23 protein-coding genes are annotated in these 24,673 nt (G+C 57.6%); 8 read left to right on the top strand and 15 right to left on the bottom strand.

Annotation, left to right across the window (positions count from 1 at the left end; genetic code table 11):
• Nucleotides 1-4: 4 nt before the first annotated feature.
• Together fabB and fabA are read right to left on the bottom strand one after the other, a co-directional pair.
• Complete coding sequence (gene fabB / locus AC0J4F_RS05030; RefSeq protein ID WP_473025606.1) at nucleotides 5-1,228, bottom strand: beta-ketoacyl-ACP synthase I; 1,224 nt, start codon at nucleotides 1,226-1,228, stop codon at nucleotides 5-7.
• A gap of 126 nt (nucleotides 1,229-1,354) precedes the next feature.
• Nucleotides 1,355-1,861, bottom strand: a complete 507-nt coding sequence (gene fabA / locus AC0J4F_RS05025; RefSeq protein WP_133952721.1) for a 3-hydroxyacyl-[acyl-carrier-protein] dehydratase FabA — start codon at nucleotides 1,859-1,861, stop codon at nucleotides 1,355-1,357.
• Between the two features lie 344 nt (nucleotides 1,862-2,205).
• Here fabA and irrA point away from each other — a divergent pair, with 344 nt between their 5' ends.
• Entirely contained in the window at nucleotides 2,206-2,637 is a 432-nt protein-coding gene (irrA, locus tag AC0J4F_RS05020) for an iron response transcriptional regulator IrrA (protein ID WP_133952720.1), read from the top strand.
• Nucleotides 2,638-2,649: 12 nt separating this feature from the next.
• Here irrA and AC0J4F_RS05015 read toward each other — a convergent pair whose 3' ends face one another.
• Both AC0J4F_RS05015 and nth read right to left on the bottom strand, forming a co-directional pair.
• Nucleotides 2,650-3,174 (bottom strand): GNAT family N-acetyltransferase, encoded by a 525-nt coding sequence (locus tag AC0J4F_RS05015; protein WP_133952719.1) that lies wholly within the window; start codon nucleotides 3,172-3,174, stop codon nucleotides 2,650-2,652.
• Entirely contained in the window at nucleotides 3,168-3,989 is an 822-nt protein-coding gene (gene nth / locus AC0J4F_RS05010; RefSeq protein WP_133952718.1) for an endonuclease III, read from the bottom strand. The genes AC0J4F_RS05015 and nth overlap by 7 nt, the downstream gene beginning before the upstream one ends.
• 22 nt (nucleotides 3,990-4,011) lie before the next feature.
• On the opposite strand from nth, the gene AC0J4F_RS05005 reads away from it, so the two are divergent.
• Complete coding sequence (locus AC0J4F_RS05005) at nucleotides 4,012-4,533, top strand: DUF2244 domain-containing protein (protein ID WP_133952717.1); 522 nt, start codon at nucleotides 4,012-4,014, stop codon at nucleotides 4,531-4,533.
• An 8-nt stretch (nucleotides 4,534-4,541) separates the two neighbouring features.
• Here the strand turns inward: AC0J4F_RS05005 and AC0J4F_RS05000 are convergent, their stop codons facing one another.
• Nucleotides 4,542-5,729, bottom strand: a complete 1,188-nt coding sequence (locus tag AC0J4F_RS05000) for an MFS transporter (protein WP_473025604.1) — start codon at nucleotides 5,727-5,729, stop codon at nucleotides 4,542-4,544.
• Nucleotides 5,730-5,993: 264 nt separating this feature from the next.
• Here AC0J4F_RS05000 and AC0J4F_RS04995 point away from each other — a divergent pair, with 264 nt between their 5' ends.
• Nucleotides 5,994-7,268 (top strand): hypothetical protein, encoded by a 1,275-nt coding sequence (locus AC0J4F_RS04995; protein WP_473025603.1) that lies wholly within the window; start codon nucleotides 5,994-5,996, stop codon nucleotides 7,266-7,268.
• Between the two features lie 230 nt (nucleotides 7,269-7,498).
• Here AC0J4F_RS04995 and AC0J4F_RS04990 read toward each other — a convergent pair whose 3' ends face one another.
• Together AC0J4F_RS04990 and mutS are read right to left on the bottom strand one after the other, a co-directional pair.
• Entirely contained in the window at nucleotides 7,499-8,152 is a 654-nt protein-coding gene (locus tag AC0J4F_RS04990) for a hypothetical protein (RefSeq protein WP_473025602.1), read from the bottom strand.
• Between the two features lie 282 nt (nucleotides 8,153-8,434).
• Nucleotides 8,435-11,155, bottom strand: a complete 2,721-nt coding sequence (mutS, locus tag AC0J4F_RS04985) for a DNA mismatch repair protein MutS (RefSeq protein ID WP_473025601.1) — start codon at nucleotides 11,153-11,155, stop codon at nucleotides 8,435-8,437.
• A 239-nt stretch (nucleotides 11,156-11,394) separates the two neighbouring features.
• Between mutS and AC0J4F_RS04980 the strand changes: the two genes are divergently transcribed.
• Entirely contained in the window at nucleotides 11,395-13,677 is a 2,283-nt protein-coding gene (locus AC0J4F_RS04980) for an NADP-dependent malic enzyme (protein ID WP_133952713.1), read from the top strand.
• 77 nt (nucleotides 13,678-13,754) lie between these two features.
• Here the strand turns inward: AC0J4F_RS04980 and secB are convergent, their stop codons facing one another.
• Entirely contained in the window at nucleotides 13,755-14,258 is a 504-nt protein-coding gene (gene secB / locus AC0J4F_RS04975) for a protein-export chaperone SecB (RefSeq protein WP_133952712.1), read from the bottom strand.
• Nucleotides 14,259-14,444: 186 nt separating this feature from the next.
• Between secB and AC0J4F_RS04970 the strand changes: the two genes are divergently transcribed.
• The 4 genes from AC0J4F_RS04970 to AC0J4F_RS04955 all read left to right on the top strand — a co-directional run bounded on the left by AC0J4F_RS04970 (nucleotide 14,445) and on the right by AC0J4F_RS04955 (nucleotide 20,221).
• Nucleotides 14,445-15,770: an ActS/PrrB/RegB family redox-sensitive histidine kinase gene (locus tag AC0J4F_RS04970; RefSeq protein ID WP_473025600.1), complete on the top strand. Its 1,326-nt coding sequence runs from the start codon at nucleotides 14,445-14,447 to the stop codon at nucleotides 15,768-15,770.
• Nucleotides 15,771-15,869: 99 nt separating this feature from the next.
• On the top strand, nucleotides 15,870-16,427 hold the full coding sequence (locus tag AC0J4F_RS04965; protein ID WP_055673113.1) for an ActR/PrrA/RegA family redox response regulator transcription factor: 558 nt from the start codon (nucleotides 15,870-15,872) through the stop codon (nucleotides 16,425-16,427).
• Between the two features lie 139 nt (nucleotides 16,428-16,566).
• Entirely contained in the window at nucleotides 16,567-18,348 is a 1,782-nt protein-coding gene (locus tag AC0J4F_RS04960; RefSeq protein ID WP_473025598.1) for a VHL beta domain-containing protein, read from the top strand.
• Between the two features lie 184 nt (nucleotides 18,349-18,532).
• Entirely contained in the window at nucleotides 18,533-20,221 is a 1,689-nt protein-coding gene (locus AC0J4F_RS04955; protein ID WP_473025597.1) for a methyl-accepting chemotaxis protein, read from the top strand.
• Nucleotides 20,222-20,310: 89 nt separating this feature from the next.
• Here AC0J4F_RS04955 and coaA read toward each other — a convergent pair whose 3' ends face one another.
• Genes coaA through AC0J4F_RS04920 form a run of 7 tightly spaced genes read right to left on the bottom strand, consistent with a single transcriptional unit; the run spans nucleotide 20,311 to nucleotide 24,672 of the window.
• Complete coding sequence (gene coaA / locus AC0J4F_RS04950) at nucleotides 20,311-21,276, bottom strand: type I pantothenate kinase (RefSeq protein ID WP_133952708.1); 966 nt, start codon at nucleotides 21,274-21,276, stop codon at nucleotides 20,311-20,313.
• A gap of 50 nt (nucleotides 21,277-21,326) precedes the next feature.
• The gene (locus AC0J4F_RS04945) at nucleotides 21,327-21,650 is read right to left on the bottom strand and encodes a phosphoribosyl-ATP diphosphatase (protein WP_306149148.1); all 324 of its coding nucleotides are present in this window, start codon (nucleotides 21,648-21,650) and stop codon (nucleotides 21,327-21,329) included.
• Nucleotides 21,651-21,685: 35 nt separating this feature from the next.
• Complete coding sequence (gene hisF, locus AC0J4F_RS04940) at nucleotides 21,686-22,465, bottom strand: imidazole glycerol phosphate synthase subunit HisF (RefSeq protein WP_473025595.1); 780 nt, start codon at nucleotides 22,463-22,465, stop codon at nucleotides 21,686-21,688.
• A 5-nt stretch (nucleotides 22,466-22,470) separates the two neighbouring features.
• Entirely contained in the window at nucleotides 22,471-23,205 is a 735-nt protein-coding gene (gene hisA / locus AC0J4F_RS04935; protein ID WP_473025594.1) for a 1-(5-phosphoribosyl)-5-[(5-phosphoribosylamino)methylideneamino]imidazole-4-carboxamide isomerase, read from the bottom strand.
• A gap of 6 nt (nucleotides 23,206-23,211) precedes the next feature.
• Nucleotides 23,212-23,499, bottom strand: a complete 288-nt coding sequence (locus tag AC0J4F_RS04930; RefSeq protein WP_473025592.1) for a DUF1330 domain-containing protein — start codon at nucleotides 23,497-23,499, stop codon at nucleotides 23,212-23,214.
• A gap of 19 nt (nucleotides 23,500-23,518) precedes the next feature.
• Complete coding sequence (hisH, locus tag AC0J4F_RS04925; protein WP_473025591.1) at nucleotides 23,519-24,172, bottom strand: imidazole glycerol phosphate synthase subunit HisH; 654 nt, start codon at nucleotides 24,170-24,172, stop codon at nucleotides 23,519-23,521.
• Nucleotides 24,169-24,672 (bottom strand): DUF2628 domain-containing protein, encoded by a 504-nt coding sequence (locus tag AC0J4F_RS04920; RefSeq protein WP_473025590.1) that lies wholly within the window; start codon nucleotides 24,670-24,672, stop codon nucleotides 24,169-24,171. Before AC0J4F_RS04920 ends, hisH begins: the two co-directional genes overlap by 4 nt.
• Nucleotide 24,673: the final 1 nt, after the last annotated feature.

Below are 24,673 nucleotides of genomic sequence, written 5' to 3'. Positions count from 1 at the left end.
CTCCTCAGCCGTGATAACGCGACATCGCGAGCGATGCGTTGGTGCCGCCGAAGCCGAAGCTGTTGGACAGGACCGTATCGAGACCGGCATTGTCCACGCGGGTCGTCACGATTTCTTCCGGCTTCAGGGCCGGGTCGAGTTCGTTGACGTTGGCGGATGCCGTGATGAAGTCGTTCTGCATCATGAGCAGGCAGTAGATCGATTCCTGAACACCAGTCGCGCCGAGGCTGTGACCAGTCAGGGACTTGGTCGAAGAAACCGGCGGTTGGTTTTCACCAAAGACGCGGCGGATTGCCTCGATCTCACCGACATCACCGACCGGTGTCGAGGTGCCATGAGAGTTGATGTAGTCAACCTTGCGGTCGCCCAGCGTGCTCGTTGCGATCCGCATGCAGCGCTCACCGCCCTCACCCGATGGGGCCACCATGTCGTAACCGTCGGAGTTGGCTGCGTAACCAGTGACTTCTGCGTAGATTTTCGCGCCACGGGCCTTGGCGTGTTCCAGTTCTTCCAGAACGACGACACCGCCGCCGCCGGCAATGACAAAACCGTCGCGGGTCGCATCATAAGCGCGCGAGGCCGTTTCCGGTGTGTCGTTGTATTTGGAGGACATGGCGCCCATTGCGTCGAAAAGGCAGGACAGGGTCCAGTCGAGTTCCTCGCCGCCGCCTGCAAACATCACGTCCTGTTTGCCGAACTGGATCTGTTCCGTTGCAGCACCGATGCAGTGCGCGGACGTCGAACAGGCCGAGGTGATGGAATAGTTGATGCCCTTGATCTTGAACGGGGTCGCAAGACAGGCGGAGTTGGTTGAGCTCATCCCGCGGGTCACCATGAATGGGCCCATGCGCTTCGGAGAACCTTTTTCGATGACAATCTTGTGCGCCTGAAACAGGTTCTTCGTGGACGGACCGCCGGAGCCCATGATCAGGCCTGTGCGTTCGTTGGAAACATCACTGTCTTCCAACCCGCTGTCCGCAATTGCCTGCTGCATGGAGATGTAGTTGTAAGCTGCGCCGTCACCCATGAACCGCAGCTGGCGCTTGTCGATCAGCTCGGGAATGTCGACGTTCGGCATACCATGGACCTGACTGCGGAAGCCGTGCTCTGCATAGTCGGGGGCGAAGCTGATCCCGGATTTTCCTTCCCGGAGGCTTGCCAGAACTTCTTGTGCATTGGAACCGATGGATGACACGATTCCGATCCCGGTGACGACAACGCGTCTCATTGCGGTCTCCTAACGTTTCGATGGGCTTTGTTTCGACTCTTTGGTCCGGCCCTTAGAATGGATGAACCGGCGCGTCCCTTTTAAGGAGCGCCGGCTTGAACTTTTCTGGCTCCGCAGAACCGGAGTTTAGGCGGTGGACAGGCCCACGCGCAGATCTTTTGCCTTGTAGATTTGCTCGCCGTCAGCTTTCAGCCAGCCGTCGGCAATGCCCAGGACCAACCGGCCTTTCATGACACGTTTGAAATCAACGCCATATTCCACGAGCTTTGTTTCCGGTGTGACCATGCCCTTGAACTTGATTTCACCGGTGGAGAGCGCCATGCCTTTGCCCGGCAATCCCTGCCAACCCAGATGAAAACCAGTTAGCTGCCACAGGGCGTCGAGGCCCAGACAACCCGGCATGATTGGATTGCCTTGGAAGTGGCACGGAAAGAACCACAGATCCGGCTTGATATCGAATTCCGCCCGGACGTAGCCCTTATCATATTCACCGCCGGTCTCGGAAATCTCCGTAATACGGTCGAACATCAACATCGGGGGGAGAGGCAATTGTGCATTGCCGGGGCCAAACAGCTCGCCGCGGCCGCAGGCGAGAAGAGCTTCGTAGTCGTAGCTGGAGCGGCGCTCGGTCATTCACTTTCCGTCTTTTTGGCCAAGGCTCTTTTAGGAGAGAGCCTTGTTATGGGTTTGTTTTCGTTTCGATTGTGGCGCCTTCCTAACACAGGGGAACCATGACCGAAAGATGTCGTAAGCGTGAAGTTTGCCCCTTTTTCTGCGGTTTTTCGAACTTATTGAATGCTGCGCTGCACGAATTTTATAGGCAGCGGAGAAAGTAGCTCTGCGTTAAAAACTTGCATATAAGGTGCAAGAAATGGCAGATATAGGCCAGTGCTTGGGTTTTTGGCCCGCTTGGAACAGCTTGACGGCGCGGATTTGATGCGCTGTGAAATGGCAAGAAAGACTTGGACCGGATCTGAATGGCAATAGAGATGGTGACTGAAACAGCCGGGAAAGACGTGACCGACATGCTGCGGAACGCAGGCCTGCGGCCGACCCGCCAACGTGTCTCCCTGGCCGAGCTTCTGTACTCCAAGGGCGACCGGCACCTGTCTGCTGAACTCCTGCACGAAGAAGCTGTTGCTGCTGACGTTCCGGTTTCCCTGGCAACGGTTTACAACACGTTGCATCAGTTCACAGAAGCTGGCCTTCTGCGGGAAGTTGCGATTGAGGGCAACAAGACCTATTTCGACACCAAAGTCTCCGATCACCATCACTTCTTCATCGAAGGCGAGAACAAGGTGATCGACATCCCAGGTGAAGGTGTTGGCATTGGCGAACTCCCTGACATCCCGGAAGGGATGGAAGTCGTTCACGTCGATGTGGTCGTGCGCTTACGGAAAAAGTCCTAAGTTATCCAGCTTTCAAAGTTCAGCGACGAAGTAGTCAGCAATCCCTTCGATCTTAGGCAGCGACTTTTGGCCGTTTGGCTGAAATCCGATTTTCATCAAAAGAGCGGAAGACCGCGCGTTTTCCGGATGCGTGATTGCGCAGAGCTGTGATAACCCGAGCTTAGATCGGGCAAACCCGACAACGGCCTCGGCGGCTTCAAGCGCATAGCCCTTGCCTCGATGGTCTTTGTGGAACGCATAGCCGAGATCCGGCATCTCCAACCCGTCCCGCACAACAAGGCCGCACAGACCAACCGGTGCATGGCTATCTTTCTCTTCGACGATCCAAAGCCCGACACCTTCGTTTTCGTCAAAACCCGGCAGCACTCTTTCATCGATGTAAGCGCGCGCGGCGTCCAAGTCCGTGATACCGCGGTCAGCGATGAAACGAATGTAATCCGGGTCACTCATCAGCGATTGATAAAACGCGGCGTCAGAAAGTTCCGGCAATCGAAAATGAAGTCTTGGGCTTTGCGGCATGCCATCTGGTTTCAGCATGAACTGGCCTTTTCGCGCTCGATGATGGCTTTGGCCCGGACCGCGATATCCGGCACGGCGTCGACCTTTTCTTTTTCCGGGCTTTTGCAAAGATCATAGATCACGCAGCGCTTGCACTCTGGCTTGCGCGCCTTGCAGATATACCGTCCGTGAAGGATCAGCCAGTGGTGGGCGTGGAGCGAGAACTCCTTCGGCACCGCCTTTTCCATCGACTTTTCGACATCAAGCGGAGTCTTACCTGGGGCTATGCCGATACGGTTCCCGAGCCGGAACAAATGCGTGTCGACCGCGATTGTCGGATGGCCGAAAAAGATATTGAGCACAACATTGGCTGTTTTCCGGCCAACACCCGGGAGTTTTTCCAGCGCTTCCCGATCTTCCGGAACGTCTCCGCCGTGATCGCGGATCAGCTGTTCAGACATCAAGATGACGTTTTTGGCCTTGGTCTTGAAAAGGCCGATGGTGCGGATTTCCTCGCGCACCTTGTCTTCGCCCAGCGCAACCATCTTTTCCGGCGTATCCGCGATCTGAAACAGATGTTTTGTCGCGCGGTTGACGCCCACATCCGTTGCTTGCGCAGACAAGAGGACCGCGACCAGCAAGGTATAGGCATTGATGTAATCGAGTTCCCCCTCCGGCTCCGGATTGTCTGCGTGGAACCGCTGAAAAATCTCGTAGGTCTCCGATTTCGTATAGCGGGACCGCTTCAGGACTTTGCCCGGATTATCGACCGACGGAGCTTTCTTCCGGACCTGCGCCGATTTGACAGATCGTTTCGCCGCTTTGCCGGTGGCTGGGCTCTTTGCTTGCGTCATCTTCCCTCTATAATCCTCTCCCATGAGCGGGAACAATTCAGATCAGAACCGTTTTGACAATACGGAAAGCGAAGACCGGCCGTTTTTTACAGCTGTTCTGACGCCCTACCGGTCGCTTGGTCCGAACGGGTTCCTGATCCTCATGCTCTGTTTGGGCCTTATCAGTTTTGTTGCCGGTGCTGTGTTCTGGAGCATTGGGGCCTGGCCGGTGTTTGGGTTCTTTGGCCTCGACATGGCGCTGATCTGGCTGGCGTTCCGTTTGAATTACGCCTCGGCGCGGCAGTTTGAAGAAATTCGCCTGTCCCGTCATGAAATCCTTGTTCGCAAGGTTGGCCCGGGCAAACGGAACCTTGAATACCGGTTTAATCCCATGTGGGTGCGGTTATCCGTCGATAAAATAGAAGATGAGGGTGTGACCAAGATCTCGCTTACAAGCCGCGGTGAGACCGTGGACCTCGGCAATTTCCTGAATCCGGAGGACCGCACGAGTTTTGCCGGTGCCATGACAAATGCTCTTGCCACAGCAAAAGCAGGCGGCGTTTAGAGGATCCTTCAAACCGGCCTTGTTTCCGGAGCGGGCCTCAACCGGGCGGTGGCGAGCAGAACGGCTGTACCTACCAAAGACACTGCCGATGCGACATACAGCACCGCGCGGTAGTCGGCAGCCGACGCAATAAAGCCCATTGAAACGCTGCCGATCATACCGCCCAGGAACAGGCTGTTCATGTAAACAGCTGTCGCCCGCCCCGGCCGGTCAGGGGCAAAACTCTGCACGAATGTAATCGCCACTCCGGCGAAGAGGCCGTAATGAATGCCTTCCAACACAGCGACCGCAGCGACCTGCCAGACTTCACTCAGCTGCGCGAACAACAACATGTCGATGACTGCAAGACCTGCTGAAAAGAGCAGGATTGTGCGCACACCCAATCGTTCTGCCAAACGGACGGATGCCAGGATGATGATGACCTCCAGAAGGCATTTCACCGACAGTGACAGACCGGGTGTGAACCCCGGCAGGCCGACTTGATCGATGAAGTAAAGCGGCATCACTGAGACAAACAGGGAATTGGTGATGACGAATGTGAGGCAGATCAGTCCGGCTGTTATGAGCCCCCAGTTGATGGGGTTCTTGTCGGCAGATGACGTGTCTTTGGGCGGCGCGCGAAAGCCTTGCGGCATCACGACATGCCACAAAACAAGATACACCAGACCGAGCCCAAAGGCGCTGATAAACGCAGCCTGAAAGCCGAATTGTGCTGCGATGGAAAACGCGGCTGCCGGGCCTATCATCCAGGCAAGTGAAACCGACATGCGTAGCCAGGAATTCATCCGGCCGATATCAAGACCGGCCTGATCTGCATAGAGGCGGCCATAGGTGAAGACGATCCCCGAGCCCATGTTGGAAAGGCTCATCAAGGGGGCGACGAGTGCCAGCAAAAGCCAGAGTTCTGTAGTTTGTGTGAGGAGGCCGGCAACGGCAAGGAAGGCGATCACGGCAATCAAAAGCTGCGGACGGACCAACACTCCTCGGTCCAGCCGTTCCCCGGCCCATCTGTTGGTCAGCAACGTCAGCGGAGCGACAAGGCCGGTGTAGAGCCCGATCTGCCATGGGTCAGCGCCCAGCCCATCGACGATGAAATACCCCATCATTGGGACGAGCGACGACACACACATGCTGTTGGTGAGCTGCAGCGCGATGATCAGCATTGCTTGCCGCGGCAAAAATCTGGAACTGGACACGAAATCGCCTTTGGGAGGGTCAGGCATCTGAAAAGATGCTGAAACCGTACCCCGGCACGTCTGGGGTGTCATCAGGCAAAATACAATTTTGGTTCAATGCCGGCTTGGAGGTGCCCAACAAAGAGTTCCCATAAGCAGTCGGCAAATTTTGCCCAGTCGTCAGGTGCCCTGTGCATATCGGAAAACGAGATCGGCCGGTCCGTTGCCGTTTTTTGAAGGGTTCCGCAAGGTTTTCATCTGTGCAGACGCGCTTGAGAGAGCAACATGGCCATGATGGACAACTTGGCGGGCCAGCAGCAACAGCTCGCGTTGGATGAAAAACCGGACCGGGCGCTTCCGCCCACCTATGCAAGTTACGACTGGATTAGCGAAGGCTTGGCGGAACGGTCGGGCGAAAATGCGGTCATCTACACTTATTGGGACCAGCCGTTTGGCTGCAAGGTCCAGCGCCAGAACCGGGAACCGGAAGACTTCCTGCCCGACTGGCCGGTTTTCGATGCTCAGGATTATGGTCGCAATGCAGAGCTCAAAAGCGTCCTCTCCCATCATCCCAAGACCCTTGGAACCGGAATTGCGGCCGGACCGGGCGTGGACAAGGCGTTTCAGGATTACATTGCGACGCTGCCGCTGAGCCTGACAAAGCTCGCCGCGCCGTTCGGGGCCCAGCAATGGCTGCTCCTGGATCTCTTCCGCCGGGCACCGGGCCTGTGGCGCAAGGTCCATCAGCAAACCGGGCTGGGACGGCTCGGAACGTTATCCCTGACGCTCGAACTCTTTTGCGCCGCAGGCCGTACGCGCCCGCAACAACGCCAGCAACTCGCCACAGCCCTTAACGAAACGACACGTGAAGTCGTGCTGACCCGCTATCTTGGTCAAACGCCGGAACCGTCTCTTCTTGCGCTTCTGGAACAGGTTCCGCCTGGCTCCGGCATTCTGGAACACCGGGCCCTCAAGGCAGCACTCAATCAGAAAAGCGATACCCTGGACTTGAAAGATCTTGTTCGGATGAAGGACGAGATGACCGACAGGGTCCTGAAACAAACCGATTGGCCGGAGACGCTGCAGATCCGCGCGCTTCTGGACCAGGGTCTCTCCTTCGCCCGCATTCTGCATATCGTCCAGTCGGGTTTAAGAAACCTGACCGAGGCTGAGCGTGCCGGTGCCTTGAAGGCGCTGAAACTGATTGCCTCGCCCCAGAAACTGCAGTGGTGGCTGGCGCACTGGACAATGCTGGCGGGCCGAAGCCGGGAGGTTCCCCCGCCGCCCATTCCGGCAACCTCCCTATTGTCTCCACTGCAAACGCTCCCCGCGATCGAGGAAGAAAACAGGCGCATGCGCAATGGCATCGCGCGGTATGTCCCGGACGTTCTGGCGGGAGATCTTTATTTTTATCACTGGGACGGCCACCCGGCGGCCACCCTCTGCCTTGCCGTTTCCGGCAATGGCGACTGGACTTTACTTGAGGCTCTGGGCGAAGACGGCGTCCCGATCCACGAAGAGGCTCTGGCCGAGATTATGTCGGCGGTTCAGGCGGGGTAGGACGCCTGTTGCATTTGACCGGTCTGCGATATTTCCGCCATACCCACCGGATCAGCCACGGTCCATGACATTTATTCAGTGGTCATCCCCGCCCCCTAGCGGGGATCTACTCGCTTTTCCACCTGCCGCAGATTTTGAGTGCAATTCAAGGGCGCTCTGCAAACGAGTGGATCCCCGGTCTTCGTTACACTGCGCCGGGGATGACATCCGCGTGTATTGCAACTACGTGCTCAATCAACGGCAACCGAACACCGGGTGAGCATCCAGTCCTTGGACAGCTTGCGGGCCTCCAGAGCCTGTTTAAGCCGATCGCTGATGAAAAAGTTTGTGATGATTTTACTCTCGAACCAAAGGTCTGCCCCCTGTAGGGCGCTTGCTGAAACCTTAAGTTTGAGATTCTGTGCTAGGCGCGGAACCTGCCATTCACCGTAACCAATGTCTTTGACCTCTAGCGATTGCTCGGGCAAGAACGCATCTTTTTTACTCGCGACATTCAGATAGAAAAATTTCCCGGGCATGGGCGTGACCCGGTCGGAGTGCCAAAGCCGGGTGGGATAGAGCGCGCCCTTGCCCAAATCGAATTGGCTCACGACCTCAGCGCTTTCTTTGGAGAGAAAAGTAAAGCCGTTTGTAAAGATTTGTGGCACGGGTTGTTCGTCGGCCGCAGGATAGCTGCCAAGCATGGGATAATTATCTGCAGGAAAGCGATCTTGCGGCAAAGGCCAGCCGACACTGAACTGCCGCATCGACTTTAAGATGTCTTCCGGCTCGTTTTCATTGTTTTCGAAATAGGCCGCGGAGCGCCAAGCTCTTCCATTCGTATGTAAATTAGCATGGCCTTCGACCATCCAGATGCAGTTGTCAGCTTCGCTGTGTTTCGTCATGGTTAGGTCTGGTGCTTTCCTTAAAAATAATAGGAAATCGCAAAAGTAGAGTTTATGGATGCAACTCTACCAGAGATGCAGCTGTAAAGGTTCGTGCCGTGCCTCTCTCTCCGTCGTCATTACCCGGCTTGACCGGGTAATCCATGCCGTGGCCTTGCCACAAGCGCGGCTGATCGGATGGCCACGAAACGGCATGGATTGCCGGATCACGTCCGGCAATGACGGATGGAGGTGATGGGGGTGAATCCTGTGTCTTGAGGATTGCCGCGGGCACATTCACACCTACCCCTCTTTGACCTGCAATCCCTTCAGTTTGTAAAGCGCTTCCAAAGCCTCGCGGGGGGTCATGTCGTCGGGGTCGAACGCTCCGAGCGCTTCATGGATCGGATCGGCCTCTTGCGTGGTGGCCGGGGCGCTGGGCGGTGGGGCGAGGGTTGCAAAGAGCGGCAGCTCGTCGATCAGATTTTGAGACGGTGCGTTGCGGTCCTGTTCTTCCAGCTGCGAGAGAACCTGCTTGGAGCGCTCAACCACCGTTGCCGGAAGACCGGCGAGCTTGGCGACCTGAATGCCGTAGGACCGGTCGGCGGCGCCCGGCACGATCTCGTGCAGGAAGATCACCTCGCCGTTCCATTCCTTCACCGACACTGTGGCGTTCGACAGCCGCTCCAGTTTGGCCGAAAGCGCGGTGAGTTCGTGATAGTGGGTCGCGAACAGCGCCCGGGATTTGTTGACCTCATGCAGGTGTTCGATGGTCGCCCAGGCGATGGAAAGCCCGTCGAAGGTCGCCGTGCCGCGGCCAATTTCATCGAGGATCACCAGTGAGCGGTCGCCCGCCTGATTTAGGATCGCGGCGGTCTCCACCATCTCGACCATGAAGGTCGAGCGCCCGCGTGCCAGATCGTCCGCCGCGCCGACACGGGAAAACAGCCGGTCGACAATGCCGATATGTGCCGAGGCCGCCGGAACAAAGGACCCCATCTGGGCAAGCACGGCGATCAGCGCGTTCTGGCGCAGAAAGGTCGATTTACCGGCCATGTTCGGACCGGTGATCAGCCAGATATGGCCGATGTCTTCGCCCGCTTCCGGCCCGAGATTGGCGTCATTGGCAACGAAGCTTTCGCCGCCCGCTTTTTTCAAAGCGACCTCGACCACCGGGTGGCGCGCGGCTTTGATGTCAAAGGCGCGGCTGTCATCGACAAGCGGACGGGCATAGTTTTCGTCCTGGGCGAGTTTTGCCAAAGCAGCCGACACATCCAGAATGCTGAGACCCTGCGCGGCGGCCTTGATCGCATCGCCTGCATCGATGATCGCCTGGGACAGCCGGTCGAAGATTTCCAGCTCGATTGCGAGGGACCGCTCCCCGGCACTGGCGATTTTTGACTCCAGATCCGCCAGCTCCGTTGTGGTGAAGCGCATGGCGCCTGCCATGGTCTGCCGGTGGATGAAGCGGCCGGGATCTGCCGTCAGCTTCTCGGTCTGCGCGGTCGGGGCTTCGATGAACCAGCCGAGCACGTTGTTGTGCTTAATCTTTAAAGAACGCAGGCCGAGCTCTTCCGCATAGTCGGCCTGCAGTTTGGCAATCACCTTTCGGCTTTCATCGCGCAGCGCCCGCAATTCATCGAGGTCGGCGTTGTAACCGGCCGCAACGAAGTTACCGTCGCGTTTCAAAAGCGGCGGCTCTTCCTTGAGGGCCGCCACCAGCTCGTCGCCAAGCTCGTGCGGAGCCTGTTCAAGACTGGACCGGGCCGCGGCGATTTCCGCCGGGATAGTTGACGGGGTTGCGCCGGTCTGGTCCAAAACGGCGCGCGCTGCCGCCAACCCTTGCGCGATCGACAGGATATCGCGCGGGCCGCCCCGGTTCAGCGCAATCCGGGACAAGGCGCGGGCCATGTCCGGCACGCCCTTCAAGGTTTGGCGCAGGCCCTCACGCATGATTTCATTGTCGAGGAAGAACGCCACCGCATCATGGCGCCGCTGAATGGCATCGACATTGATCAGCGGTCCGGCCAACCGGCTCGCCAAAAGGCGGGACCCACCGCCAGTAACGGTCCGGTCGATGGTGGACAGCAGCGATCCCTGCTTTTCACCAGACAGTGTGCGGGAGAGTTCGAGGTTGGCGCGGGTCGCCGGATCGATGAGCATCCGTCCGGCACCGGCCTCGCGCACCGGCGGATCGAGCGGCGGGCGTTCGCCGAGCTGTGTTTTTTCGATGTAGGAGAGAATACCCGCAGCCGCTGAAAGTTCGGCCCGGCTGAAGGTACCGAACCCGTCGAGGGTTTTGACGCCAAAATAATGCGCCAGCCGGTCGGCGGCCGTCGATCCGTCGAAAAAAGCTCGTGGCACGGGCGACAGCGCGCCGCCCGAGAGCTCGGCAAGCTGGCGAACATCTTGCTCCTGCAAGAGGTTGTCCGCAAGGATCAATTCTCGCGGGGCAACTTGTGCAAGATCGGCCGCAAGGCGCTGGTGATCGGTTTCGGAGACCTGAAACGACCCGGTCGACATGTCGATCCAGGCAAGACCATAGACCGCATCGCCCGCGAGCGAGCCGCCCTTCAACCGGGTGAGTGCCATCAGGTAATTGTTGGCCCCGGCATCCAGAAGCCGCTCTTCCGTCAACGTGCCGGGCGTGACCAGACGCACCACATCGCGCCGGACAACGGATTTCGAGCCGCGTTTTTTGGCTTCCGCTGGATCTTCGGTCTGTTCGCAAACGGAGACGCGATGGCCCAGCGCGATCAGCTTTTGCAAATAATCATCGGCGGCATGGACTGGAACGCCGCACATCGGGATATCTTCGCCCTGATGCTTGCCGCGTTTGGTCAGCGTGATGCCCAATGCCCGCGATGCGATTTCAGCATCTTCAAAAAAAAGCTCATAAAAATCGCCCATCCGATAGAATAAAAGACTATCCGGGTTGGCGGTTTTGATCTCGATGAACTGGGCCATCATCGGCGTGACTTTGGTGTCCGCCGGAGCCGGTTTTTGCGCGGTCGTCTGGGTCATCCCCGATACCTAAAACAACGTGCTTTGAAGGGAAAGCTCTGCAAGCGCGGAACCGCGTCATTGGCCGCCGGTAAGAGATGTTTGTTGTGAATAGGCGCTTGGGCGTACCGTTCACACGGCCGTCAGCCTTGATCCGCATAAGGGATTAGATCCTCTGGGTTGAGGCATCAATACTCCGGCGATAAGGTCATACCCCGCCTTTCAGAAGCGCGCCGATAATTTAAGGAAACGCCTGCAAAATGTCCGCCGACAAGACTTCCTCCAAAACATCCGTCAGTTTCACAGATCAGGAAGCCCTGCAGTTTCACCAGCAAGGCCGTCCCGGCAAACTCGAAATCACCCCGACCAAGCCGATGGCGACGCAGCGCGATCTGTCGCTTGCCTATTCTCCGGGGGTGGCTGTTCCGGTGCGGGCGATCGCGGAGGATCCGAGCAAGGCATACGACTACACCACCAAGGGCAATCTGGTTGCGGTGATCTCGAACGGTTCCGCCATTCTGGGCCTTGGAAATCTTGGTGCGCTGGCGTCCAAACCGGTGATGGAGGGCAAATCGGTTCTGTTCAAGCGGTTCGCCGATGTTGACTCGATCGATCTGGAACTGGACACGCAGGATGTCGATGAGTTCATCAACTCCGTGCGCTACATGGGCCCCTCTTTCGGTGGCATCAATTTGGAAGACATCAAGGCACCCGATTGCTTCATCATCGAGCAGCGCCTGCGTGAATTGATGGACATTCCCGTCTTTCATGACGACCAGCACGGCACGGCGATCATTGCCGCCGCCGGCCTGATCAACGCACTTCACCTCACCGGCCGGGACATGAAGGACACGAAAGTGGTCTGTAACGGTGCGGGTGCGGCCGGCATTGCCTGTATCGAGCTCATCAAGGCGATGGGCATCCCGAATGAGAATGTGACGCTCTGCGATACAAAGGGTGTGATCTACAAGGGCCGCGAAGAGGGCATGAACCAATGGAAGTCGGCTCATGCGGTCGATACCAAGGCCCGTTCGCTGTATGACGCCCTCAAAGGCGCGGATGTTTTCTTCGGCGTGTCGGTGAAAGGCGCGCTGACGCCAGACATGTTGCGCGTGATGGCGCCGAACCCGATCATTTTTGCTATGGCAAATCCGGATCCGGAAATTACACCGGAGGAAGCGGCAGAAGTTCGCGATGATGCGATTGTTGCGACGGGCCGGTCCGATTATCCTAACCAGGTGAACAACGTCCTTGGTTTCCCTTACATCTTCCGCGGCGCGCTGGATGTTCAGGCGATCACGATCAACGACGACATGAAGGTCGCTTGCGCTAATGCGCTTGCCGAGCTTGCGCGCGAGGAAGTGCCGGATGAAGTCGCAGCCGCCTATCGTGGCAACCGGCCGAAATTCGGTCCGGAATACATCATTCCGGTTCCGTTCGATCCGCGCCTTATTCACGCAATTCCGCCAGCCGTCGCCCAGGCGGCAATGGATTCAGGTGTTGCCCGGCGGCCGATCGTCGATATGGAAGCCTACAAGCATCAGCTTTCGGCGCGCCGTGACCCGGTTGCCGGCACCCTGCAACGGATTTTCTCCAAGGTGCGCCAGCAACCGAAACGGGTCGTGTTTGCCGAAGGTGAGGAGGAGCCGACCATCCGGGCGGCCACAAGCTTCGTCAGTCAGGGGCTTGGAGAAGCCATCCTCATTGGCCGGGAAGACGAAATCCAATCCATGGCTGAGCGCGCCGGGATCGATATCAACCGTCCAGGCATCAGCATTCAAAATGCGCGTCTCTCTGACCGGAATGCTGATTACGCGCAATACCTTTACGGCCGGATGCAGCGGCGCGGATACTTGCTGCGCGACTGCCAGCGCATGGTCAACAACGACAGGAATTATTGGGGCGCGATCATGGTCGCACGCGGCGACGCCGACGCCATGGTGACCGGCCTGACGCGGAACTATTCCGTGGCACTCGATACGGTCCGGGCAACCATTGATCCAAAGCCGGGTCACCGGGTCATCGGGGTGTCTTTGGCGCTTGCCCGAGGGCGGACCGTTCTGGTGGCCGATACGGCTGTGATTGACATGCCGAATTCCGAAGAACTGGCGGATATCGCCGAAGAAGCAGCGCACGTCGCCCGCAAGCTCGGCTACGAGCCGCGGGTTGCCATGCTTGCCTATTCCACGTTCGGCCACCCGCGCGGCGAACGGTCCGAAAAGGTCATCGAGGCGGTCAAGATCCTCGACCGGCGCCGGGTCGACTTTGAGTATGACGGCGAAATGGCCGCCGACGTTGCGCTCGATATGGACCGCATGGCGGCCTACCCGTTTTGCCGTTTATCCGGACCGGCGAATGTTCTCGTGATGCCGGCTTTCCACTCTGCCTCCATCTCCACAAAGATGCTGCAAGAGCTTGGGGGCGCAACTGTGATCGGCCCGCTTCTGGTCGGGTTTGACAAGTCGATCCAGATTGTTCCGCTTGGGGCGAAGGATAGCGACATCGTCAACATGGCCGCCATCGCAGCATTCAATGTGACGTAGAACGGGTCATTACCCGAGCAACAAAAAACCCGCATCGGTTAGACCGGTGCGGGTTTTGGTCGTTTATGGCGGAAAGCTTAGTTCGGCTTTTGCTCTCCGGCCTGCTGATCTGCGGCCTGGTTGGCCATGTTCTGGCGATACAGCTGCGCAAAGTCGATCGGGTCGAGCATCAGCGGCGGGAAACCACCATTGCGGGTCGCTTCAGACAGAATGTTGCGCGCGAACGGGAACAGCATGCGCGGGCATTCGATCATCACGAACGGGTGCATGTGATCGGCCGGAACGCCAGAGATCTTGAACAGGCCTGCATAGACCAGTTCAACATTGAACATGACCATGTCCGGGCGTTCAGCCTTGGCGTTCAGGGTAAGGATCACCTCGAACTGGTCGTCGCCGACCTGCTGGGCGCCAACATTGACATTGATGTCGAGCTTCGGCTGCTCACCCTGGATCAGGGAGCGCGGTGCATTCGGGTTTTCGAAAGAAAGATCCTTGATGTACTGGCCAAGGATGTTCATGCCCGGTGCAGCATCGGCGCCTTCCGCCTGCGGGGCTGCGCCGCCGTCATTGGTGTCGGTCATCGTTGTATAATTCCGTTGCGCGGTGCTGTTTCAAGGTAAAGGGCGTTGCCGCCCCAACTGGCTGCAGGTCCGCGTCTGCCCACAACCACCATTCCCCGGCTGGCTACCATTTAGAGGGGCCAGACACAAGGCCCGGGTGGGGAATGGCGGCTTGTCAGGCCCGGAAAACCGTATCAAAAGGGACAGATGGCTGATGATCCGACTTCCACCGTCCTCCTGCAACACAGGCATCTGAAACTCGATACGCTCGTTCGCCTTCGCTGGCTGGCGATCGGCGGTCAAACCATCGCGCTGCTCGCAGTCCATGTGGGACTTGGGTATCCCTTGCCGGCAGTACCTGCCTTTGCGCTCGTCGCCATGTCGGCTTGGCTCAATATCTTTCTGAAAATCAGAGCTCCTGCGGTGACGCGTCTGTCAGAGCGCGGCGGTGTGATCCAGCTCGGTTATGACATCCTGCAGATGAGTGGTTTGCTTTTCCTGACCGGCGGGTTGGGCAACCCCTTTGCGTTCTTGCTGATGGCACCGGTTATGGTGTCGGCTGCTGGTTTGTCGGCGCGTCACACTGTCCTTTTGGGTGCGTTGGCAACCCTGTGTGCGAGCATTCTTGCAGTCTACCATTTCCCGCTGCCCTGGCCGGTTGGCAACGAGTTCCGTTTGCCGGTGGTCTATTCCGTCGGCATCTGGGTCGCGCTGGTTTTGACGCTTGTGTTCATGGCGATCTATGCCTTTCGCGTTGCCGAGGAAGCCCGCCAAATGGCGGATGCCTTGGCGGCGACAGAACTTGTCTTGGCGCGCGAGCAGCATTTGAACGCCCTCGACGGGCTGGCGACAGCCGCAGCCCACGAGCTCGGTACGCCTTTGGCAACGATTTATCTGGTTGCAAAGGAACTCTCCGATGAATTTGAAGCCGAGGACCCCCGGGGCGAAGATGTGGCTCTGATCCGATCGCAGGCAGAACGCTGCCGAACGATCCTCAAACAATTGACGAGCCTCTCAAGCGAAGAGGACACGACTTATCAGAGCATGCCAGTGTCGCAGCTGATTGAAGACGTGATCGATCCGTATCGCGGTACCGGCGTGCCGATCCACCCGGTTCTGGAGGGAGAAGGCCCGGAACCGATCGGTACGCGAAACGCTGCAATCCGCTATGGCCTTGGAAACCTGGTTGAGAATGCGATCGACTTTGCCAAATCCAGCGTCACCGTTTCGGCCGCATGGGACGACAAGACACTGAGCCTGACCATCGAAGACGATGGACCGGGCTTTGCACAAGAGATCCTCAGCAAAATCGGTGATCCGTATGTCTCAATTCGCGGCGGAAAATCACGGGGAAAGGGCACGGCGGGTGGCCTGGGGCTCGGTATATTTATTGCCAAAACACTTCTGGAGCGCACGGGGGGCCGAGTTCAGCTCGGCAATCTCGGACCAGGGTCCAGAGGAGCCATGATCCGCGTCAGTTGGCCGCGAGAGGTCTTTGAACGGCATCAAGGAGTGGACGAAACGTCCGATTAGCCCCATAACCAGAGAAAATGCGGTTCCGCCTTGGCAATAATTGCCCAAGTTTCATCCAGACGGGCGGTAACCGCGTAAAGCAATAAACGGTTGTGCGGTATGACAGATCCGATTGTTTCGATTGAAAGCCTTGAGGATAAGAGCCTCCTCATCGTTGATGACGACAAGCCCTTCCAGCAAAGACTGGCCCGGGCCATGGAAAAACGTGGCTTCAGCACGGAGACGGCTGACGGATTGCAGGATGCCGTCATCAAAATCAGCCAAAATGCTCCGGCGTTTGCAATTGTCGACATGCGCCTGGAAGACGGTAACGGTCTGGATGTCATCCAGCAAATCCGGGCCCGGCGCCCTGATGCCCGTGCAATCATTCTAACCGGATATGGAAACATCGCGACTGCGGTGACCGCGGTAAAGATGGGCGCAATCGACTATCTGGCAAAACCTGCGGACCCTGATGACATCATCGCAGCTTTGGCACGGAAGCCGGAAGATAAGGCCGAGCCGCCTGAAAATCCGATGTCGGCAGACCGGGTGCGTTGGGAGCATATCCAGCGCGTCTATGAACTGTGTGATCGCAACGTTTCTGAAACAGCCCGGCGGCTCAATATGCACCGGCGCACGTTGCAGCGCATTTTGGCAAAGCGCGCTCCACGCTAGGGTCTGGTCAATCAATAGGTTTGTGAGAAACACGGGAGGCTTGCCCTTTCGGTGCCACTTTGCCTAAGTAATCGCAACTGATTATCCCATCGCGCTCTCATGGAGATCGCCAATGCGGCGCTCGGCTGCCAGGACTGATATGTCAATTTTGTTCCGCACAGGTCTCATGGCCTTTATTGGTCTTGGTGCGCTCAGCGCGATCGAAGGCGTAAACGCACAATCCGCGCCGGAGACCTTGCGTATCAATGTGGAGCCGGCTGAGCCAGGGATCCGGTCCGTTACCCTCAACAAGCGCTACCGGCCGATTATCAATAGAGACGACAAGGGCGTCGTGATTGACACGATCGGCAGCAGCAACACGCTGCCTCCGTGCGATATCAAACTTGAAATCACGCTCGAAAACAGCCGGGTTCTGCACAGAGATGCCAATATCTGTAGCGGAAACACTTTACTTGTCGATGTGACGAGCAACGAAAAGCCGGGTGCCGTCGCACGCGTTGTTGGCGCGGGATCCGGTGTGGCAGCCGGACCAAGCACCAGCGCGCCTGAGCAGCAAATTACAGCGACGTCGGAAACACCTCAGTCGAACCAGAACACTGGATCCCCGGATCCGGTTGATCTGTCGGCGGTGGATACGAGTCCGTCCGGGTCCCTGGAACCACTGGAACAAGTTGAAACACCAATCTCGGTGCCGGACGGGCAGACAGATACCGCGGCTTTGCCGGGCGGCTTGGAAAATCTGGTGCAAGACCGGCTGAACCAGACCGGCAATTCGGGGCAAGCCAATACCCAGGCCGTGCTTGTGTCCCCATCTGAAACACGGGAGTGGATCGCCGAGCCGGGCAGCCAACCCGGGGCACTTTCTGTTCTTCAGCACTCAGTGCCGCAAACCGATGACCGGGACTTCCGGGCGCAGTGCAGTACGCAATCCGGCTTTGCTGCGGTGACATTTCAGCAAGCCCCGGCCGGATTGATTGAAGGCATGCCGCAGACGGTCTCGTTGGTCGCCGGTGATTTTTCCGCAAGCTACAGCGCGTTCGGGTCCTCCAACGCCAATGAAGCCGGTGTGTCGCTCCCGCAAGTGACCCTGGAGATGACTGATCCCTTGTGGCAGGCGCTGATCCAGCAATCGGAACTTTCGATCACCGTTGAAGGGTTGCCGCCTTACACAGTGTCCTTGAAAGGAAGCGCGAACCCTGTCCGCCTGTTTGTCGCAACATGCGCGGTTCCGCAGCAGATCGTGTCCGACAACGGACTTGCACCGGGTCAGGATCCGAGCTCGGACCTCGCGTGTACTGAGCTTGGCCGTGTCCGCTCCGTGGAAGCTGAAAGGCCGGGAGAAATCATCTTCCGCAATTCAAGCGCAGAAGTGATTGAAGTGAACTGGGTCGACTATCGTGGTGGTGAGCGTCCCTACGCCCGCCTCGAACCGGGTCAAATCCTGGAACAGCAAACCTATGTGTCCCATGCATGGACCGTGCGCGGTGCCAACGGCCAGTGTCGGGGCATATATGTGAGCCGGACACCCTATCGCGAGGTGGTTGTTCAAGGAGCTCCTGGCTCCGTGCCTGGCGGCTTTGAAAACACGTTCGGTGGTCAGCCAGGTCAATTGCCGGGTGGTCCGGTGCCCCCGGGAAGCGTTGGCGGTTTGAATTCTCCGCAGGCCTATCCGCAGCAGGCGGCGCGCGGCAATGTGGCGGACTATCTCTGCACGGCGGGCATTGATCTCAATGTCGTTTTCTCGCCGGATGGTCAAACGGCAACGGTTGCCGAAATGGGGTATGGCGCTGTCACTCTTCAACGTCAGGGCGGAGCAAATACATTCTATTTCGAAGCTCAGGGACACGTGCTGAAAGGTCAGCTTCAGAACGCCAGCTGGTCACGGCCAGGATTGCGGGATGTCTTTTGCGCCAGACGGTGATTACTGACAAGGTGTGGTAAAAATATAAGCAATCAATGGTAGATGTTGAGCAGTAACCGCATGTCAGGTACGTCAATCTACCAATGAATGCCCTATTTATTTGCAAAAACGCGTAACTTTTAAGCCTTTGGTCAGCAGTTCGGTGTTTCTTTCCCTCAGGAGTTAAATGAGGGAATCAACGGAAATGTCATTCGCCCGCTGGCCAATCACCTGGAAGATCAGTCTACCGATCGCCACCATTCTTCTTTTCACAATTGCGATCTGTGTCATCAGCTTGAACAGCCTTTATTCGGCTATGTTTGATCAGAAGCTCGCGAAGATTGAAGACATTTCCAACAGCGCAGCAACGATCGCTGCCTACTACCAGGAGCAGGAAGTGTCCGGCGCGATGAGCAAGGAAGATGCTCAGGCCGCCGCAAGGGCTGCTATCGGCGCCATGCGGTTTGAAGGCGACAACTACGTCTTCGTTTATGACTATGCAGGCAACAACCTCGTTCACCCAAAAACGTCGTTGATCGGCACAAATATGATGGGCTTCACCGACAAGACCGGTGTGAAGATCGTTGCTGAACTGATCAAATCCGCGAAAGCTGGCGGTGGGTCTCTGCTCTACTTCTGGCCGCGCGCAAACAGCGAAGTCGCGATTGCCAAGTATGGCTGGGGTGCGGGATTTGAGCCCTGGGGCTGGATGCTCGGCACTGGTGTTTACATGGATGATCTGGACGCAGCCTATTGGAGCGCTGCCACTGTGATCATCGCATTGGCTGTGGTTGGTGCGCTTATCGCAATGGGCATTGCCATCTTTGCCGTGCGTGCAACAGTCGTTCCGCTCACCAAGCTCACCGGAAACATGAACCGTCTCGCAGATGGTGAAGTTGACGTTGTTATTGAAGGCGCAGATCGCGGTGACGAAATCGGCCAGATGGCCTCGGCAATGGAAGTCTTCGTTAAAAACGAAGCGGCCCGGCGTGACCTGGAAACTCAGCAGGATGTCATCCAGGAAGAGGCCGCTCGCAAGGGTGCTGAAATTCAGCAGCTCAGCGCGGAATTTGATCGTCAGATCACCGACATGATGAACATCATCGATTCCTCCGTTCAAAGACTGCAGTCGGCTTCTGCGGACATGACCGGCGTTGCCGCCCAGACCACTGAACAAAGCGGGTTTGTGTCGAACGCATCTTCTCAAGCTGCACACAACGTGGAAACCGTGGCTGCAGCGGCTGAAGAGCTGTCTGCATCGGTCAACGAGATCCGCCGTCAGGTGCAGTCGTCCAGTGAGATTGCGGCCAAGGCAGCCAATGAGGCTGCAGCTACCAACCAGCGCATGAATGGTTTGTCGGAAGCAGCCGGCCGCATCGGTGAAGTCGTCACCCTTATCCAAGCCATTGCCGAACAGACCAACTTGCTTGCGTTGAACGCAACGATCGAGGCAGCGCGCGCCGGTGAAGCGGGCAAAGGCTTCGCCGTTGTTGCAGCCGAGGTGAAGGAGCTTGCAACGCAAACTTCCAAGGCGACTGAGGAAATCTCAAGCCAGATCACTGCGATCCAGGATGAGACCGGTCACGCGGCAACCGCCATCTCTTCTGTCACTGAGATCATCAACAACATGAACGAGATCGCTTCGTCCATCGCCTCGTCTGTCGAAGAGCAGGGCGCTGCGACCCAGGAAATCGCTACCAATGCGACGGAAGCCTCCCGCAGCACTGTGGAAGTGACGACCAGCATTGAATCCGTCGCCTCTGCCGCGGAGAATACCCGTGACACAGCAGGCAATGTGGAGTCTTCCGCGCAGCAGCTGGAACAGAACGCCAGCATGTTGCGGGATCAGGTTGCAAACTTCTTGAGCGAAGTGCGCAAGCGCTCCGCCGCTTGAATCCAAGCGGACTGCAAATCAAAAAAACCCGCGGAGCACCTGCTTCGCGGGTTTTCTTATATGCGTCTGTTATTTGACTAACGCGCTCATCAGATTTTGCGCAGGGCGACTTTGGAGATCCGATGGCTGGCGTTCTTGGTCAGGATCAAGTCGGCGCGTGGCCGAGTCGGCAGGATGTTTTCCCGAAGGTTTACCAGGTTGATGTTCGACCAGATCGTGTTTGCAGTCTCCACGGCTTCTTTGTCCGTGATGCGCGAAAACTTATGGAAATAGGATCCCGGATCGCGGAAGGCCGTTTCCCTCAGGCGCATGAAGCGATCGACGTACCATTGCCGCAACAGTTCTTCATCTGCGTCCATATAGACGGAGAAATCAAAGAAATCCGAGACGAACGGAACTGCCCGACCGTCCCGTGGTAACTCGCGCGTCTGCAAGACGTTCAGCCCCTCGACGATCAAAATGTCCGGTTTGTCGACGGTCACCGTGTGACCGGGCATCACATCGTAATAGAAGTGCGAATAGACAGGTGCGCGAACATGCCGCTTTCCGGCCTTGATATCGGACAGGAATTTCAGAAGACGGGGCCGGTCGAAGCTTTCCGGAAACCCTTTTTTGGACATCAGGCCTTCGGATTCCAAAATAGCATTCGGAAACAGAAAGCCATCCGTCGTGATCAGGTCGACCTTGGGGCTGGCTGGCCAGCGCGCCAGGAGTTCTCGCAGGACACGGCTCGTGGTCGATTTTCCGACCGATACGGAGCCTGCGACGCCGATGATAAACGGGGTTTTGCCATCCCGCGTGCCGAGAAAGTCCTGGGTCGCCTGGTGCAGACCGACAGTCGATTCAGCGTAGAAGGCCAAAAGGCGCGAAAGCGGCAGATAAATCGCTTCCACTTGCTCCATGGAGACCGGTGCGTTCAGACCTTGGAGCTGGGCGACTTCCTTCGCGGTCAGGGTCATTGGTGTGTCGGCCCGCAGCCGAGACCACTGGCGTTCGGTAAACACCCGGTAGGGTGACAAATCCATGTCGAGCGCTGTCGCGACTTTCTGATCCATGGTGCCTTCGTCCCTGCTGCAGTGGCCGGCCGGCATCAGCCTATCAGGATTTATTCCTGTTGGCGGGATGCTTTTTCTTCAAGACCGGTTTGCCCCGTGCGCCCGGCAAGCTCTGCCATGACATCATCCAGCGGAACATTTAAGACATTCAGAACCACCAGCAGATGATAGAGAAGATCTGCAGCTTCCGACGTCAGTTCCTTCCGGTCTTCCTGGACGGCCGCAATCGCCGCCTCCACTGCTTCTTCCCCCAGTTTTTGAGCGCATTTGGCAACGCCCTTACCGATCAGCTTGCGCGTATAGGACATCTCATCCGAGCTCTGCGCGCGTGCCGCAATAATGGCGTCGAGGTCTTCCAGTGTGAACTTCGTCATTGGTCTATGTCCTTGCGGCAGCTCAAATGCGGCAATCAGCCGTCCATCCGCATAGCAATTCCGGCATCCGTCATGTGCTGTTTGGCTTCGTGGATCGTGTATTCGCCGAAATGGAAAATGGATGCAGCAAGCACTGCGGTCGCGTGACCGTCCCGAATGCCCTCCACCATGTGATCCAGAGTGCCGACACCGCCGGAGGCAATCACCGGCACAGGGACAGCGTCGGCAATCGCTTGAGTCAGTGCCAAGTTGTAGCCGGACTTGGTGCCGTCGCGGTCCATTGAGGTCACCAGCAGCTCGCCTGCGCCGAGGGCAACCACTTTCTTGGCAAACTCAATGGCATCGATCCCGGTCGGGGTGCGGCCTCCATGGGTGAAGATCTCGAATTTGTCCGGCTCGCCCGGTTCATTGACCTGCTTTGCGTCGATGGAGACAACAATGCATTGCGCGCCAAATTTCTCGGCGGCTTCTTTCACGAATTCCGGATTTTTGACCGCAGCCGTGTTGATCGACACCTTGTCCGCTCCGGCGATCAAGAGCTTGCGAATGTCTTCCACGGTCCGGACACCGCCACCGACCGTCACCGGCATGAAACAGGCTTCAGCGGTCCGGCGAACCACATCATAGATCGTGTCCCGGCCTTCATGGCTGGCGGTGATGTCCAGAAAACAGAGCTCGTCGGCCCCGGCCGCATCATAGGCCTTGGCCGCTTCCACCGGGTCTCCGGCATCGACCAGATCCACGAAATTGACGCCCTTGACGACACGGCCGTCTTGCACGTCCAGGCAGGGAATGACACGGGATTTAAGGGTCATGGTTTTTAGCTCCGGCTGGCGCGGATCAGATCCATCGCTTCCCTGGGATCGAGACGGCCGTCATAGAGTGCGCGGCCGGAGATTGCCCCTTCCAGAATGGCGCAATCCGGCTCCAAAAGACGGTGAATGTCGTCGATCGATGCAAGTCCGCCCGAGGCGATTACCGGGATAGAGACAGCTTTTGCAAGCTCCAGGGTCGACGGGATGTTGAGGCCTTTCAAGATCCCGTCGCGGTCGATATCCGTATAGATGATCGCGGAAACACCGGCGTCTTCGAACTGCTTGGCAAGATCAACGGCGGTCAGTTCAGATGTTTCCGCCCAGCCCTCGACCGCGACATAGCCGCCCTTGGCATCAATGCCGACGGCCACTTTGCCCGGAAACTTTTTGCAGGCTTCCTTCACCAGGTCCGGGTCGCGCACGGCGACCGTGCCAAGAATGACCCGCGAGATACCCTTCTCCAGCCAGTCTTCAATGTGCTCCAAGGTCCGGATCCCGCCGCCCAGCTGAACCGGGTTTTTCGTTGACGCCAGAATGGCATCGACCGCAGCACCATTGACGCTTTCGCCGGCAAAAGCACCGTTCAGATCGACCACATGAAGCCACTCGAACCCCTGGTCCTCGAAGGCCTTGGCCTGAGCGCCGGGGTCATCATTGAACACGGTCGCCTGATCCATGTCGCCGAGCTTAAGGCGCACGCACTGGCCGTCTTTCAAGTCGATGGCGGGAAACAGGATCATCTTGTCTTACATTCCTTCCACGATGACGATCTCGCCATCGGCTACTTTCTGGCGGATTTTGACCGCTTCCTGATATTCCGGCGAGTTATAGCAATCGACCGCGTGTTGGAAGCTCGGAAATTCAATAATGACGTTCCGGGCGCGGCCCTGGCCTTCGATGGTGTCGGTTTTGCCGCCGCGGGCGAGGAAATTCGCGCCGAAGCGTTCAAACGCTGGCTTTGCCGTCTCTACATAAGCCGGATAGCCATCCGGATCCCGTACGTCCACCCGTGCAACCCAATATCCCTTGGCCATTGTTCTCTCCCCGTCTTGTTTAAGGTGTCCAGTCCAGAAAATTGGCGATCAGCTCTAGACCGAGCCGCTGACTTTTCTCCGGGTGGAACTGTGTTCCGATCATGTTGTCTTTGGCGACCATTGCCGTGAACGCGCCGGCGTAATCAAATGTGGCCAGCCGGTCCGCGTCGTTGGCGCAGGAAAAATGATATGAGTGCACGAAATAGGCGTGCAGTCCGTTTGATCCCGTCTCGATTCCCTTGAAGACGGGATGGCTTTCCGGCTTCACATCGATGGTGTTCCAGCCCATGTGCGGGATTTTGAGGGTCTGATCGGCCGGTTTCATCTCGGTGACGTCGCCCGAGATCCAGTCGAAACCATCTATTGTCTCAAATTCCAGGCCGCGGCTTGCCATCAACTGCATGCCGACGCAGATCCCGAAAAACGGCTTGCCCTGTTTGTGAACGGCCTCTTCAAGGGCGTCCGGCATCCCGTCGACCGCCCAAAGGCCGCGTTTACAGTCGGCGAACGCTCCGACGCCGGGCAGCACAATCCGATCTGCCTTGCGCACCCTGTCAGGATCGGCGGTGATGATTACATCGGGAACATGGGCATGAGCGCGGGCCGCGCGCTCGAACGCCTTTTCGGCCGAGCGCAAATTGCCCGAACCGTAATCGATGATCGCAATTGTCATTGACGGGTCTCCGGACCAAGCGTCAGACCGACAACCTGCTCGCTTCCGATCCTTGGAATGATCGGATTGGTGGCTGGCCGCGTGGTCTGCTGGTCTCTTGTAATTGGGGTCTGTTCTTTGTTCATGCGATTGGCGAAGAATCGGATTTCGGCTTCTTCCCGGCCGTTCCCTTCGGCAACACCGACCATTTGCCATCCCTTGCGCTCCAAGGACCAGCAGCGCAGCGCCTGGGCCTCAAACCCGAACAGGATAGCAATCGCAAAGGCTGCGATGCCCATGGCAGCGCCGCCCAAGGAGAGCGCGGCGATCTCGATCACCAGGGTGACAGCCAGATAGCCTAGCAACACCAGCCACATCCGATGAAAAAGGATCCACGGAATGGAAAACAGGAAGGCAAGCGGCGAAAACTTGTCCGGCACGAATTGCATCCGGCCGGTGATTTCCGGGTCGCCATTAAGCGAGTCAAATTCGGGCGGTGCCATCACGACGTAACTGGTCATG

The organism is Roseibium sp. R5, from assembly GCF_055755305.1.
Note: the sequence above shows the minus strand (reverse complement) of the source record. Positions and strands in the feature narration are given on the sequence as shown.

Excerpts from the sequence above, each read along its gene's own strand:
- mutS (WP_473025601.1), bottom strand. The coding sequence starts at position 11,155 with ATGACCCAGACGACCGCGCAAAAACCGGCTCCGGCGGACACCAAAGTC.
- AC0J4F_RS04980 (WP_133952713.1), top strand. The coding sequence starts at position 11,395 with ATGTCCGCCGACAAGACTTCCTCCAAAACATCCGTCAGTTTCACAGAT.
- hisH (WP_473025591.1), bottom strand. The coding sequence starts at position 24,172 with ATGACAATTGCGATCATCGATTACGGTTCGGGCAATTTGCGCTCGGCC.
- AC0J4F_RS04920 (WP_473025590.1), bottom strand. The coding sequence starts at position 24,672 with ATGACCAGTTACGTCGTGATGGCACCGCCCGAATTTGACTCGCTTAAT.
- AC0J4F_RS04965 (WP_055673113.1), top strand. The coding sequence starts at position 15,870 with ATGACAGATCCGATTGTTTCGATTGAAAGCCTTGAGGATAAGAGCCTC.
- AC0J4F_RS05005 (WP_133952717.1), top strand. The coding sequence starts at position 4,012 with ATGAGCGGGAACAATTCAGATCAGAACCGTTTTGACAATACGGAAAGC.
- coaA (WP_133952708.1), bottom strand. The coding sequence starts at position 21,276 with ATGGATCAGAAAGTCGCGACAGCGCTCGACATGGATTTGTCACCCTAC.
- AC0J4F_RS04970 (WP_473025600.1), top strand. The coding sequence starts at position 14,445 with ATGGCTGATGATCCGACTTCCACCGTCCTCCTGCAACACAGGCATCTG.
- AC0J4F_RS04930 (WP_473025592.1), bottom strand. The coding sequence starts at position 23,499 with ATGGCCAAGGGATATTGGGTTGCACGGGTGGACGTACGGGATCCGGAT.
- AC0J4F_RS05015 (WP_133952719.1), bottom strand. The coding sequence starts at position 3,174 with ATGCTGAAACCAGATGGCATGCCGCAAAGCCCAAGACTTCATTTTCGA.
- nth (WP_133952718.1), bottom strand. The coding sequence starts at position 3,989 with ATGACGCAAGCAAAGAGCCCAGCCACCGGCAAAGCGGCGAAACGATCT.
- hisF (WP_473025595.1), bottom strand. The coding sequence starts at position 22,465 with ATGACCCTTAAATCCCGTGTCATTCCCTGCCTGGACGTGCAAGACGGC.
- fabB (WP_473025606.1), bottom strand. The coding sequence starts at position 1,228 with ATGAGACGCGTTGTCGTCACCGGGATCGGAATCGTGTCATCCATCGGT.
- fabA (WP_133952721.1), bottom strand. The coding sequence starts at position 1,861 with ATGACCGAGCGCCGCTCCAGCTACGACTACGAAGCTCTTCTCGCCTGC.
- AC0J4F_RS04995 (WP_473025603.1), top strand. The coding sequence starts at position 5,994 with ATGGCCATGATGGACAACTTGGCGGGCCAGCAGCAACAGCTCGCGTTG.
- AC0J4F_RS04990 (WP_473025602.1), bottom strand. The coding sequence starts at position 8,152 with ATGACGAAACACAGCGAAGCTGACAACTGCATCTGGATGGTCGAAGGC.
- irrA (WP_133952720.1), top strand. The coding sequence starts at position 2,206 with ATGGCAATAGAGATGGTGACTGAAACAGCCGGGAAAGACGTGACCGAC.
- AC0J4F_RS04945 (WP_306149148.1), bottom strand. The coding sequence starts at position 21,650 with ATGACGAAGTTCACACTGGAAGACCTCGACGCCATTATTGCGGCACGC.
- AC0J4F_RS04955 (WP_473025597.1), top strand. The coding sequence starts at position 18,533 with ATGTCATTCGCCCGCTGGCCAATCACCTGGAAGATCAGTCTACCGATC.
- AC0J4F_RS04960 (WP_473025598.1), top strand. The coding sequence starts at position 16,567 with ATGTCAATTTTGTTCCGCACAGGTCTCATGGCCTTTATTGGTCTTGGT.
- secB (WP_133952712.1), bottom strand. The coding sequence starts at position 14,258 with ATGACCGACACCAATGACGGCGGCGCAGCCCCGCAGGCGGAAGGCGCC.
- hisA (WP_473025594.1), bottom strand. The coding sequence starts at position 23,205 with ATGATCCTGTTTCCCGCCATCGACTTGAAAGACGGCCAGTGCGTGCGC.